This window comes from Desulfotomaculum sp. OF05-3, from assembly GCF_003435535.1.
In the GTDB taxonomy this organism is placed as follows: Bacteria; Bacillota; Clostridia; order Lachnospirales; family Lachnospiraceae; genus Pilosibacter; species Pilosibacter fragilis.
In genome coordinates this window covers 41,214-53,876 of the sequence record NZ_QWGO01000015.1, presented here as the reverse complement: position 1 = coordinate 53,876, position 12,663 = coordinate 41,214, and the positions used below count along the sequence as shown (strand labels likewise).

At 46.1% G+C, this 12,663-nt stretch carries 9 protein-coding genes and 1 CRISPR repeat array; all 9 genes read left to right on the top strand.

Features of this window, described 5'->3' with window-relative positions:
* The first annotated feature begins 148 nt into the window (after nucleotides 1-148).
* The 9 genes from cas3 to speE all read left to right on the top strand — a co-directional run bounded on the left by cas3 (nucleotide 149) and on the right by speE (nucleotide 12,662).
* Entirely contained in the window at nucleotides 149-2,641 is a 2,493-nt protein-coding gene (gene cas3 / locus DXA87_RS09675; RefSeq protein ID WP_117470370.1) for a CRISPR-associated helicase Cas3', read from the top strand.
* A 14-nt stretch (nucleotides 2,642-2,655) separates the two neighbouring features.
* Nucleotides 2,656-3,393, top strand: coding sequence for a type I-C CRISPR-associated protein Cas5c (gene cas5c / locus DXA87_RS09670; protein WP_117470371.1), 738 nt, complete (start codon nucleotides 2,656-2,658; stop codon nucleotides 3,391-3,393).
* Nucleotides 3,390-5,315 carry a type I-C CRISPR-associated protein Cas8c/Csd1 gene (cas8c, locus tag DXA87_RS09665; protein ID WP_117484356.1) on the top strand — a complete coding sequence of 642 codons (1,926 nt, stop codon included), beginning with the start codon at nucleotides 3,390-3,392 and terminating at the stop codon, nucleotides 5,313-5,315. Before cas5c ends, cas8c begins: the two co-directional genes overlap by 4 nt.
* A 2-nt stretch (nucleotides 5,316-5,317) precedes the next feature.
* Nucleotides 5,318-6,166, top strand: a complete 849-nt coding sequence (cas7c, locus tag DXA87_RS09660) for a type I-C CRISPR-associated protein Cas7/Csd2 (protein WP_117470373.1) — start codon at nucleotides 5,318-5,320, stop codon at nucleotides 6,164-6,166.
* A 2-nt stretch (nucleotides 6,167-6,168) separates the two neighbouring features.
* Nucleotides 6,169-6,834, top strand: a complete 666-nt coding sequence (gene cas4, locus DXA87_RS09655) for a CRISPR-associated protein Cas4 (RefSeq protein ID WP_117470374.1) — start codon at nucleotides 6,169-6,171, stop codon at nucleotides 6,832-6,834.
* Nucleotides 6,831-7,862 carry a type I-C CRISPR-associated endonuclease Cas1c gene (gene cas1c, locus DXA87_RS09650; protein ID WP_117470375.1) on the top strand — a complete coding sequence of 344 codons (1,032 nt, stop codon included), beginning with the start codon at nucleotides 6,831-6,833 and terminating at the stop codon, nucleotides 7,860-7,862. The genes cas4 and cas1c overlap by 4 nt, the downstream gene beginning before the upstream one ends.
* 8 nt (nucleotides 7,863-7,870) lie before the next feature.
* Nucleotides 7,871-8,161: a CRISPR-associated endonuclease Cas2 gene (gene cas2 / locus DXA87_RS09645; RefSeq protein ID WP_117470376.1), complete on the top strand. Its 291-nt coding sequence runs from the start codon at nucleotides 7,871-7,873 to the stop codon at nucleotides 8,159-8,161.
* Nucleotides 8,162-8,332: 171 nt separating this feature from the next.
* Nucleotides 8,333-9,816: a CRISPR direct-repeat array (repeat unit 32 nt; unit sequence GTCAGTCCCCTTGCGGGGCTGTGAGTTGAAAT).
* Nucleotides 9,817-10,257: 441 nt separating this feature from the next.
* Nucleotides 10,258-11,712: an aminotransferase class V-fold PLP-dependent enzyme gene (locus DXA87_RS09640; RefSeq protein WP_021904230.1), complete on the top strand. Its 1,455-nt coding sequence runs from the start codon at nucleotides 10,258-10,260 to the stop codon at nucleotides 11,710-11,712.
* Between the two features lie 95 nt (nucleotides 11,713-11,807).
* Nucleotides 11,808-12,662, top strand: coding sequence for a polyamine aminopropyltransferase (gene speE, locus DXA87_RS09635; protein ID WP_015553676.1), 855 nt, complete (start codon nucleotides 11,808-11,810; stop codon nucleotides 12,660-12,662).
* Nucleotide 12,663: the final 1 nt, after the last annotated feature.

Genomic DNA, 12,663 nt, shown 5'->3' with positions numbered 1-12,663 from the left:
ATGATTCGATTGCTTTTTTAAATTTGTCATCCCCATTCAATAACAAATTTATATTATTATAAATTTATATAATACATTGACTTTTTAAGACAAAGGGACTATGATGAAATTACAGTAAATAAGAGGCAGATAAACGGAGAGAGGCAAAATGAAAAGTGCGAAGATCAAGCTTTCTGAACAGCAGAATCAGCAGCAGAATCAGTTGCGGGAGCAGTTGCAGGATCAAAATCCGGCTTATCAAAAGCTGGCACATGTGGATCATAAATCCCAAAGATGCCAATTCATGCAGGAGCATTCGGGGAATGTGGCTTGCTTTTCCTCCCGGATATGTGAGCTTCCGGAACTGAAAAGTATTGTAGAGCTGGCAGGATTCCTTCACGATGCGGGAAAGCTCGGTACGGAAAATCAGGCGGATTTTAGAAATATCCTTGCGCGAGGGGACGAGGCTCATCAGTATGGATTGGATCATTCCACCGCCGGAGGAAGGATTGCGTTAGAGCTATTAAGGGGAAACCCGGCTTCGGAATTTATCAGCACGTTGATCTACTTTCATCATGGGCTGGAGGATTGTATTAATTTAGAAAATGGCCAGATGCTGCAGGAACGGCGCTTGAAAAAAGAGATTGAGTATTCCCGTATCAAAGAAAGTTTTTTTAAGCTTTATGATAGAGAACTGTTAGAGAAGATTGGAGAGCAGGCAGATCAGTCATACCGGATCATGCTTCAAAAGATAGGGGATTTTGTTAAGAATTGTGATTCCACAGGAAAAAAATACGGGAGCAGATATTTTTATCTGGGAATGTATCTGAGGGTCGCATTATCGCTGCTGATCGATGGGGATTGGACAGATACGGGCTGTTTTTTTCAGGATATCCCTATTGAGAAAAGATTTTCGCAGGAAGAAACGCAGAGAATATGGAAGGAATGTATCTGCAATTTTGAACAGTATATGGAAAATGAAGTTCGGAAAAATCCGGATCAGGGAAATCAGCTCAATGATGTTCGGCAGGAGATATCGGATTCCTGCAGAGCGGCTGCAGAATCAGAGGAAAAACGATATCGTTTGACCGTACCGACTGCTGCCGGAAAAACCTTGAGCAGTCTTCGTTTTGCTCTATATCATGCCGAAAAACAGAAGAAGCAGAGGATTATTTATATAGCACCCTATAATTCCATACTGGAACAGAATGCGGAAGAAATAAGAAGTGCGGTAGGAATGCCCTCGGTTGTTTTGGAGCATCATTGCAACGTGATCTGCGAGGATGGTGAGGAAGAACGATATCGCGATCTCACGGAAACCTGGGACACACCGATCATCGTAACAACAGCAGTACAGATCCTGAATACATTGTTTTCCGATCGCAAGTCCTGCATTCGCAGAATGCATAATTTATGCAATAGTATTATCATATTTGATGAGGTGCAGGCATTTCCGGTAAAATGTACGGAGCTTTTTAATCTGGCGGTAAATTTCCTTACGCAGTTTGGCGGTTCAACGGTTGTATTATGTTCTGCGACACAGCCGACGCTGGCTCCTCTTAAGGAAAATAATATATGTGAATGCAGGGAAATGTCAAGGGAAACTGAAAAATATGCAGAGGTTTTTAAACGGGCAGAGATCATCGATGAAACAGAACGTTATCCGGGCGGGATGAAAACCGAAGATCTGAAGGAGTTTATACTTGAGAAAACCGAAGAATACCGGAGTACTTTAGCGATCGTAAATACTACCGCATGTGCATTTCAGGTATTCCGAAGGCTGGAGGAGAGCTGTTCGGATGAATATGAGATCTTTCATCTCAGCAATAATATGTGTCCGCAGCACAAGCTGGATACGCTGAAGGAAATAAAGCGTGCATTGAAAAAAAGAGAAAAAAAGATCATTTGTGTCAGTACACAGGTGGTGGAAGCGGGCGTTAATTTTTCCTTTGGCTGTGTGATCCGGTCAAAGGCGGGATTAGATAACGTAATTCAGGCTGCCGGAAGATGCAATCGTCATAAGGAGCTTGGAAAAATGGGAGCGGTCTATATTGTTCAGATGTCTGATGATGCGGAGCATCTGGAGCACTTGCGGGAAATCAGAGATGCACAGGCAGCTTTGCAGAAGGTCTTACATAGTTTTGATCTTGATGAGGGCGCCCTCGATTCGGAGGCGGCCATAAAATTCTATTATTCTGCTTATTACTCACAATTACGAGAGCTGGAAACGAAATATCCGGTCGAGGTGAGCGGAGTGACAATGACCTTGACCGATCTTCTTGGGAAAAATCAGACAGGACAAAACCAATATTATCGAAAATATGAAAGAAAGATCCATACAAAGCTTCCACAGGCATTTTTAACGGCCGGACGTGAGTTTGAGGTCATCACTGATACCCACAAAATCAGTGTCGTAGTTCCCTATGGAAATGAACCGAAGCGGCTGCTTGAGGAGCTGTCTCAAACACAGACGGAAGCAGAAAAGAAAAAGATATTGAGAAAATTACAGAGATATACCGTTGGCATCTCAGAAAACAGGAAAAATAAACTGGGGAATGCCATATACGAAAAGGAGGAAGGGATTCTGGTATTATGTGATGGATATTATGATAAGAAAGCGGGTGTTGTGGATGAGCCTGAAATGGGATTTTGTGAAATTTAAAGGAGGTGAGAGCGGTGAAAAAATACAGAAATACGATCGAATTTGAAGTATATGGTCCGTATGCGCTTTTTTCAGATCCTGTACTTCGTGTCGGCGGCGAGAAAACCAGTTATCATATCCCAACGTATGAGGCGCTGCGGGGAATCGTGGAAAGCATTTTCTGGAAGCCAACCATCTTATGGATCATCGATGCTGTCAGAGTGATGAATCCGATCCAGACAGAAACAAAAGGGATCCGCCCGATCGCATATAATGGCGGCAATGAGCTTGCATATTATACCTACTTAAAAGATGTACGATATCAGGTGCGGGCACATTTCGAGATGAATTATAATCATCCGGAGCTGGCGGAGGACAGAAATGAGAACAAGTACCACAATATGGCGAAGCGAATGGTAAATCGAGGCGGGCGCAGGGATATTTTCCTTGGAACAAGAGAGTGTCAGGCTTTCGAGGAGCCGTGCGTATTCGGCGAGGGAGAGAGCTATTATGATACCATGACCGGAGAAGTGGATTATGGTTTCATGTATCATGGGATCACCTACGCAGAGGAAGCGGTCTTAGACGAAGATAAAGGAAAGATGACGGTACGCTTCTGGAAACCGGTAATGAAGAAAGGCGGGATCATTGAATTTTTAAGACCCGAGGAGTGTACCCAGAAAAGACACATCAGGGAAATGCAGCGCAAGGTCTTCGGAAAAGGCAATTTTACCGGACTAGAAGAATTTGCCGGTGAGGAGGTGGAGGAGTGAGCTGGGTAAATGAACTGATCGATCTGTATGAAATAAACAGTGATAAAGTAGGGATCATTGAATATCGGGGAGATATGCCTTATGTTCTTCTGCCACCGTTCCATACGACAGTAACCGCACAGATCGAGGTAACCATCGACAGGAATGGAAACTTTATGGAGGCAAAGCTTGTAAGTCCGGAGGACAAGCTGACTGTGATACCGGTCACAGAAAAATCCGGAAGCCGTACAGCGGGAAAGGAGCCCCATCCTTTGTGCGATAATCTGAGGTATCTTGCGGGAGATTACACGAAGTATTATAAGGATGACGGGGTCTGTTACCAATTATATATTTCCCAGCTGAAGGAATGGGCGGAATCAGAATTCAGCCATGAGAAGGTTTTGGCCGTTTATCAGTACCTGAAAAAGAACAGCCTGATCCGGGATCTTTCGGATCAGAAGATCATCAAGCTGAATGAACAGGGAAAGATCGATGATAAGGAAAAGCTTCAGGGGATCGAGCAGGCAAAGGCATTTGTACGTTTTATTATCCGGCCGGAAAGCTCAGGCGTGTTTGAAACGTGCCCGGATGAGTGCTGGAAAGACAGAAGCCTGCAGGAGCGTTATATAAGCTATGTTCGTTCAAGGGAAAAAGAACAGGGACTTTGTTATCTTACCGGAAATACAGAGGCTATTTCATATCTCCATTCCAGAAAGATCCGCAATGAAGGAGATGGCGCAAAGCTGATCTCTGCAAATGACAGCCAGAATTTTACTTATCGGGGACGCTTTGTCAGTAAAGAGGAAGCCTTTGCAGTAGGAAATGAAACATCCCAGAAGATACATAATGCCCTGAAGTGGATCATCCGTAAGCAGGGAACCTTTTTCGATACGCTGGTCATCGTAACATGGGAATCCAATCGATCAAGCATGCCGAGATGGAATGCGGATACGGAGGATATCGCATCTGAGTATGACGAAGAACAGGATGACTGGGATGACGAGGAAAATGATGAGAGTGCAGTATCCGATGGGAATGCGATTACTGCCGAAAACTTTTATAAGGCGATCAGGGGATATGGGCAGAAGATCGAGAATACGTCATCAATGATCCTGCTCAGCTTTGATGCAGCGACCCCGGGAAGATTGTCGATGGTGGAGGAGGCAACTCTGGATTCTGCAAAATATCTGGAAAATATTAAAAAGTGGCATGAAAGCTGTGGCTGGATCCACACGAAATGGAAAGACAAAAAAAGAGTACAGTTTTACGGTATGGTCGGAGTTAAGGATATCGCAGATATTTTATTTGGTATCGAAAGTAAAGGAACACTTACGATCGTGGACGCAAACGGAAAAAGAATGTATGCAGAGGTTGCGAAAAGACTGCTTCCCTGTATCTGGAGTGGACACAGGATCCCTTACGATTATGTGAACCGCGCGGTGCAGAAGGCCTCAACGCCGTTGGCCTATAAGGATCGAAATAACTGGGAACGGGTTTTGACTTTGGCCTGTTCGCTGGTAAAAAAATGGAAAAAAGAAAATGAACAGGAGGAATGGACTGTGGCATTAGATAAGGAAGAAACGAACAGAAGTTATTTATACGGACGCTTGCTGGCAGTTGCGGACAGGATCGAATACCGCACGTATGATGAGAAGGATAAGGCGAGAGTGACGAATGCAAAGAGATATATGAGCACTTTTTCGCAGAGACCCTTTGAAACATGGAAAATGATCGAGGAAAATATCCAGCCCTATATGTATAAACTGGAATTTCCGGAGCGACGTTTTTATGAAAACCTGCTGCATGAGATCAATGGCTTATTCGATGTGGACAGCTTTGGTGATAACAGCAAGCTGGATGGATTATATTTGTTAGGCTTTCATCATCAGGCCTATGAGCTGACATCAAAAAAGACAAAGTTTAATGAAAAAGAGGAGGAATAATGATGAGCGAGTTAAAGGGGAAAATCGATTTTACGTTATTTGTGAGTGTTGACAATGCCAATCCCAATGGTGATCCGTTAAACGGAAACCGTCCGAGGATCAGCATGGATGGCTATGGTGAAATATCAGATGTCTGCATCAAAAGGAAAATAAGAAATCGATTCCAGGATCTCGGGCAGAAAATATTTGTGCAGTCCGATGACCGGGCGGACGATTCCTACAGCAGCTTGAAGGACCGTGCCGATGGATGTGCGGAGCTGAAGGCCCAGATCGCTGACCCAAAGAAAGCCAATCGTGATGTCTGTGCAGCAATCGCCTGCAAGGAATGGCTGGATGTAAGAACTTTTGGACAGGTGTTTGCATTTAAAGGGATTCCTGTGTCCTTTGGAGTAAGGGGCCCTGTTTCCATCCATCAGGCAATCAGCCTTTCCCCCATCGACATTATCAGCATGCAGATCACAAAGAGCGTGAACAGTGAATCCGGAAAAGAGAGTAAGGCTTCCGATACTATGGGTACAAAACACAGAGTGGGTTTTGCAGTATATAAAGTGATGGGAAGCGTCAATGTTCAGCTTGCGGAAAAGACGGGATTCAGTCAGGAGGACGCAGAAGTTCTGAAGGAGGCATTAAAAACCTTGTTTGAAAACGATGCTTCTTCTGCCAGACCGGAAGGAAGTGTGGATGTCTGCAGGATGTACTGGTGGCAGCATGATGCTAAGACACCGGAGATCTCCAGTGGCAGGATCCAGAGAGGCTTTGACATTAAGGCCAAAAAGGAACGTCCGAAAGAGTTTTCAGATTATGAGATCACATGGCATGTAGACGGATGTAAAGAACCGGAGGTGTTTTAGCGTTGTTTCAGGAGGAGGATTTCCTCCAGCTATCCGGAATCCAGCACTTTGAGTTCTGCAGAAGACAGTGGGCACTGGCATATATAGAGATGCAGTGGCAGGAAAATGTCAGAACAGTAGAAGGGAAAATCCTTCACGAAAAAGCACACGATGCAGAGATGAAAGAAAAACGAGGTGATCTTTTGGTCGTGCGCGCATTGCCGATTCACTCCCGGGAAATGGGAGTGAGCGGCGAGTGTGATGTGGTGGAATTTCATAAGGTCAATGATGGGATCCGTCTGGCAGGCAAGGAGGGATCTTATCAGGCGATTCCGGTAGAATACAAAAGAGGAAAGCCCAAAACAGATGATTCTGATATTCTTCAGCTGGCGGCGCAGGCGATGTGTCTGGAGGAAATGCTATGTTGCACGATATCCTATGGATATATTTTTTACGGTGAGATAAGGCATCGCATGAAGGTGGAATTTACAGATGAAATCAGAGATAAGGTTCGGAGGGTATTTGAGGAGATGCATAAATACTATGAGCAGCGGTACACGCCAAAGGTAAAAACAGGCACCCGATGTAACGCCTGTTCTCTGAAGGATATATGCCTTCCGATTCTGAACAAGAAGAAATCTGTTTCCGGATATATTGATAGGATCATTGCAGATGAGGAACAAGAATGAAAAGATTGTTAAATACATTGTATGTAACCACCGGCAACAGATATCTGTCACTGGATGGTGAAAATGTGGTCGTTCTGGAAGACCAAAAGGAAATCGGAAGAATTCCTTTGCATAATCTGCAGGCAATCGTTACATTTGGATATACCGGAGCCAGTCCGGCACTTATGGGAGCATGTGCACAGAGAAATATAAGCCTTTCTTTTATGTCCGGGAACGGAAGATTTCTTGCCAGAGTTACAGGTGAAGTCAAGGGAAATGTAACACTGAGAAAGCAGCAATACCGAATCAGTGATAATAAAGATGAGAGCGTACATATTGCAAGAAATTTTATCCTCGGAAAAGTACATAATTCAAGATGGATCCTGGAACGGGCTGTGCGGGATCACTCCATACGTCTGGATACGGAAAACATAAAAAATAAGTCAATGTTTCTGGCACAGAGTATGGGAAGAATAAGAGTTTGTGAACATGCGGATGAGCTATTAGGTCTGGAGGGAGAAGCGGCTTCTGTATATTTTTCTGTCTTCGATGATCTGATCCTGCAGCAAAAGGATGTGTTTTATTTCCACGGAAGAAATAAGAGACCTCCTTTGGATTATGTTAATGCAATGCTGTCTTTTGGATATTCGCTGCTTGCCGGCATGTGCGGAGCAGCACTGGAAGCGGTTGGTCTGGATCCGTATGTGGGATTTTTTCATACAGACAGACCCGGCCGTATGTCTCTGGCACTGGATCTTATGGAAGAATTTCGCAGTGTCATGGTTGACCGATTTGTTTTAACATTGATCAACAAAAAGATCATGAAGGAAAAATATTTTATCAAAAAAGAAAACGAAGCAGTCATTATGACAGAGGAAGGAAGAAAAGTATTTTTATCTGCCTGGCAGGCTAAAAAACAGGAAACTATAAAACATCCGTTTCTGGACGAAAAAATCGAATGGGGAATGGCTCCCTATGTTCAGAGCATGTTGCTGGCGAGATATTTAAGAGGCGATCTGGATGAATATCCGCCGTTTTTCTGGAAGTAGGTGAATAAATGCTGGTCTTGATTACTTATGATGTGAATACACAGACGGCAGCAGGAAGAAAACGTTTGCGTCAGGTGGCGAAGGAATGCACCAACTATGGGCAGAGAGTGCAGAACTCTGTATTTGAATGTCAGATGGATGCAGCAAAATGCAGACAGGTGAAAAACATACTTGAAAATCTCATCGACAAAGACGTAGATAGTCTGAGATTCTATTATCTGGGTGAGAAATACAAAAATAAGGTAGAACATATTGGCGCTAAGCCGGGATTTGATGTTACGGAAACGCTGCTATTATAGTGCGAGAAGCATGTATACAGAAAAACCTCGGGACATTCGCACCGAAAAAACAGGCAAATCTTAGCCTAAAGGCCATGGAAATCCTGAAAGTGCGAGGGGAAATTAGTAGAAATATGTGAAATAAATACAAAAAACAATTTTGGTCAGGCAATATTTTTGGCTAAAATTGCTGTCAGTCCCCTTGCGGGGCTGTGAGTTGAAATATCGGCTCCCAGTCAACGCCGTTTTTCTACGTCCGTCAGTCCCCTTGCGGGGCTGTGAGTTGAAATGTCATTGGAATTTTCCGCTTGCCTGCTGCCGGGGTCGTCAGTCCCCTTGCGGGGCTGTGAGTTGAAATTCCAACAACTGGAAGTGTGACGCGATCATGGCAAGTCAGTCCCCTTGCGGGGCTGTGAGTTGAAATCCTATAAAGAGTCCCACGGGTATCGGCCGGAATAGTCAGTCCCCTTGCGGGGCTGTGAGTTGAAATAACGGAGAAAAGGGAATCATCTTCACCGCCAAGTCAGTCCCCTTGCGGGGCTGTGAGTTGAAATACTATGGAAGAAAAGGAAATGGTTAAAAAACCAGGTCAGTCCCCTTGCGGGGCTGTGAGTTGAAATATAGTTGCTCTTTTTTGGGCTTCTGTACTTGCCGTCAGTCCCCTTGCGGGGCTGTGAGTTGAAATATAGCTGTTATATGTGTGTTTGTGGGCGGCTATGGTCAGTCCCCTTGCGGGGCTGTGAGTTGAAATACCTCCAGAGATTAACATACCACTTAGGGTTTCGTCAGTCCCCTTGCGGGGCTGTGAGTTGAAATAAAGATCGAACATGTAGCAGACGCAAGCCGCGCTAGTCAGTCCCCTTGCGGGGCTGTGAGTTGAAATAAATCATAAGCGTTGTTGTTGGTGATGCTGCCAGTCAGTCCCCTTGCGGGGCTGTGAGTTGAAATGATATTGGGTAAGGAGGGAATAACGGATGAATGGAGTCAGTCCCCTTGCGGGGCTGTGAGTTGAAATGAGCAAATACATACGCTGATACAGGCGGCGAAGAAGTCAGTCCCCTTGCGGGGCTGTGAGTTGAAATATTTGTAGTATGTGCGAATATAAATTTTTTATTCGTCAGTCCCCTTGCGGGGCTGTGAGTTGAAATTCAGAATCAAGGCTCTGGTAGCTTTTGGAGACGTTGGTCAGTCCCCTTGCGGGGCTGTGAGTTGAAATAGAACGAAGCATCTTACAATCGGTGTAAAATGCGTCAGTCCCCTTGCGGGGCTGTGAGTTGAAATGCGTATACCTGTGCGCTGTAAATCGCCTTCCGGTAGTCAGTCCCCTTGCGGGGCTGTGAGTTGAAATATATTTCCGTCCACATTCAGCGCACGGATCTGTGTCAGTCCCCTTGCGGGGCTGTGAGTTGAAATATCCGCGTTTTCCACTCTGTCTAAAGTGAGGTGATGTCAGCCCCCTTGCGGGGCTGTGAGTTGAAATGCTCGGTACGTTGCCTTTAAGCTCGGGCTGCCAGTCAGCCCCCTTGCGGGGCTGTGAGTTGAAATGGCTGCTGCTCGGTGCCGTTGTAAGTGAGCGGGTGTCAGCCCCCTTGCGGGGCTGTGAGTTGAAATGGAAAGAACCAGATGGGAAAATGGCTGACTCTGGTCAGCCCCCTTGCGGTAAAATATTTTTTACTTGACAGTTCCCGTGTTTTTCATGTATGATAAAAATAGTGTGAAGAGACATTTATCGTTTTCATGCAAATGTATGTAATGACCACTCCCGCAGAACAGACTACGGAAGTTAAGCCCATCGGACAGGCGGGTCAAGCGCCGCGTGGGGTTAAGCCCACATTATTGATTGAGTTAAAAGCTCAAATTTATAAGTTGATTACTTTATAATCAGTGTTTGAAAAACACATCATCTTGTGAATCGGTCAATAAGTGCAGGGACAATATATTTGCGATTGCAGACTTGGAGGAAAAAACGATAAAGGTCAGAGGCAGACGGGAGCGGAGTGACGCGCCCCAGATCCCAATGGAATAGAATCGTTTTGAGCAGATGATGGTTTTGGCGTCATCTGTTTTTTTATTATTCAGATGATGCGCAATCAATAAAATGCGTGAGGAACAAAACCATGGACAGAGAGAGACAAAAGAAAGCCCCGATCTATGAAGCGCTCGAGGCATTTAAAAAGAAGAGAGTTGTCCCGTTTGACGTACCGGGACATAAGAGAGGACGCGGAAATCCGGAACTGGTACAGCTTTTAGGCGAAAAATGCGTATCTTTGGACGTAAACTCGATGAAGCCGCTTGACAACCTCTGTCATCCGGTCTCCGTGATCCGTGAGGCAGAAGAGCTTGCGGCGGAGGCATTCGGAGCGGCCAGCGCCTATCTGATGGTGGGTGGAACGACATCTGCGGTCCAGAGCATGATCCTCTCGGTGGTAAAAGCCGGAGATAAGATCATCCTGCCGCGAAACGTACATAAGAGCGTCATCAACGCTCTGGTGCTCTGCGGCGGAATCCCGATCTACGTAAATCCGGAGATGAACCAGAGACTCGGTATTTCGCTGGGAATGCAGGTCGAAAAAGTAAAACAGGCCATCGAGGACAATCCGGATGCAGTTGCGGTGTTCGTCAATAACCCGACCTATTACGGCATCTGCTCTGATATAAAAACAATCGTACAGCTTGCCCATGCGAGGGGCATGAAGGTCCTCGCGGACGAGGCCCATGGAACCCATCTGTATTTCGGAAAGAATCTTCCGATCTCCGCAATGGCAGCGGGAGCTGATATGGCGGCAGTATCCATGCACAAGTCCGGCGGAAGCCTGACACAGAGCTCGCTTCTTCTTTTAAATAAGGGAGTGAACACCGACTATGTGCGCCAGATCATCAACCTGACCCAGACCACAAGCGCCTCCTACCTGCTTCTCTCCAGCCTTGATATCTCAAGACGAAATCTGGCTCTCCGCGGTGAGGAATCCTTCGCGAAGGTCGTTGAGATGGCAGAGTACGCAAGGCGGGAGATCAACTCCATCGGCGGCTACTATGCTTACGGAAAAGAACTTGTAAACGGGGACAGCATCTTCGATTACGATGTGACGAAGCTTTCCGTGTATACAAGAGACATCGGACTTGCGGGAATCGAGGTCTATGACCTCCTGCGCGACGAGTATGACATCCAGATCGAATTCGGTGACATCAGCAACATTCTTGCTTACATCTCCATCGGAGACCGGATTCAGGATATCGAGCGCCTTGTTGGGGCTCTTGATGATGTGGAACGTCTCTACAAAAAGGACAGCGCGGGACTTCTCTCCGGTGAGTATATCTCTCCGAAGGTCGTGATGTCCCCGCAGAAAGCGTTCTACTCCGAGAAGGTCTCTGTTCCGGTGGAAGCATCTTCCGGAAGAGTCTGTGCGGAGTTCGTGATGTGTTATCCGCCGGGAATCCCGATTCTGGCGCCGGGTGAGATGATCACGGACGACGTGGTCCAGTATATCCTGTATGCGAAGAAAAAGGGATGCTCCATGCAGGGAACAGAGGATCCGGCGGTGGATCATCTGATGGTGCTGGCAAACATATAGCATGAATTTTTTAAGGTGCCGGACCTGGCTGCAGGCAAACAGGCTGTCTGCCTGCAAACAGGCTTTGGCCAATACGATACAAGGAGTCACGAGATATGGAATTCTGGTTTTCAGAACTGCACACCGGAAACGTAAAGCTGTCCATCAAGATCGAAAAGCAGCTGTTTTCTGGGGAGAGTGAATATCAGCGGATCGATGTGTTCGATTCCGAGGAATTTGGAAAATTTATCTCTCTGGACGGGGAGATCGTATTCTCCGAGAAGGACGAGTTTATTTATGACGAGATGGTGACCCATGTGCCGATGGCGGTCCATCCGTGTGTGAAGGACGTACTGATCATCGGCGGCGGCGACGGCGGTGTCGCGAAAGAGCTTTTGCAGTATGACTGCGTGGAACATATCGATGTCGTGGAGACGGATGAGATGTTTGTGGAGGTTTCAAGAAAGTTTTTCCCGGAGGTAGCCTGCGCCTTGGATGATCCGCGTGTCGAAGTCCACTATGATGACGGTCTGAGATTTTTAAGAAACAAGAAGGCAAAGTATGACCTTATCATCAACGATTCCACAGACCCCTTCGGTCATACAGAGGGATTGTTCACGAAGGAATTCTACGGTAGCTGTTACAGCGCCTTAAAGGAAGATGGGATCATGGTCTACCAGCACGGAAGCCCATTCTACGATGAGGACGAGCTGGCCTGCCGCAGCATGCACCGAAAGGCATTCCGCTCCTTCCCGATCAGCCGTGTGTATCAGGCACATATTCCAACCTGTCCGTCCGGATACTGGCTCTTCGGCTTCGCTTCAAAGAAATATCATCCCATCAAGGATTTCAAGCCCCGGGAATGGGATGCATTAAATATCGAAACCTGGTATTACACGACACATCTTCACATGGGAGCATTCATGCTGCCGAAGTATGTTGAGGATCTTTTAAAAGAGGAGGAAAAATAAA

What these genes read in the sequence shown, in the direction of transcription:
- cas3 (WP_117470370.1), top strand. Translation starts at nt 149, where the DNA reads ATGAAAAGTGCGAAGATCAAGCTTTCTGAACAGCAGAATCAGCAGCAG.
- cas7c (WP_117470373.1), top strand. Translation starts at nt 5,318, where the DNA reads ATGAGCGAGTTAAAGGGGAAAATCGATTTTACGTTATTTGTGAGTGTT.
- cas1c (WP_117470375.1), top strand. Translation starts at nt 6,831, where the DNA reads ATGAAAAGATTGTTAAATACATTGTATGTAACCACCGGCAACAGATAT.
- cas2 (WP_117470376.1), top strand. Translation starts at nt 7,871, where the DNA reads ATGCTGGTCTTGATTACTTATGATGTGAATACACAGACGGCAGCAGGA.
- DXA87_RS09640 (WP_021904230.1), top strand. Translation starts at nt 10,258, where the DNA reads ATGGACAGAGAGAGACAAAAGAAAGCCCCGATCTATGAAGCGCTCGAG.
- speE (WP_015553676.1), top strand. Translation starts at nt 11,808, where the DNA reads ATGGAATTCTGGTTTTCAGAACTGCACACCGGAAACGTAAAGCTGTCC.